1 protein-coding gene is annotated in these 311 nt (G+C 70.7%); it reads left to right on the top strand.

Going from position 1 to position 311, the window contains the following annotated elements:
- Window positions 1-311: RnfABCDGE type electron transport complex subunit B (locus EN850_RS35235; protein WP_136093051.1), on the top strand; the 311-nt coding region annotated here is incomplete at both ends.

Below are 311 nucleotides of genomic sequence, written 5' to 3'. Positions count from 1 at the left end.
GCGGACAATGCGGCTATGACGGCTGCCGCCCCTACGCGCAGGCGATGGCGCGCGGTGAAGCCGGCGTGGACCGCTGCCCGCCGGGCGGCGATGCCGGTGCACGCGCGCTGGCCCAGGTGCTGGGTGTCCCGGCACTGCCCTTCGACCGTTCGCGCGGCGAGCACAAGGCGCCGCAGGTGGCGTTGATCGTGGAAGCCGACTGCATCGGCTGCACCAAGTGCATTCACGCCTGCCCGGTGGATGCCATCGTCGGCGGTGCCAAGTACATGCACACCCTGAGTGCCGAGCTGTGCACAGTTCGCAGCCCGTGC

The sequence above is a fragment of the Mesorhizobium sp. M8A.F.Ca.ET.207.01.1.1 genome, assembly GCF_004794715.1.
Classification (GTDB): domain Bacteria; phylum Pseudomonadota; class Alphaproteobacteria; order Rhizobiales; family Rhizobiaceae; genus Mesorhizobium.
Note: the sequence above shows the minus strand (reverse complement) of the source record. Positions and strands in the feature narration are given on the sequence as shown.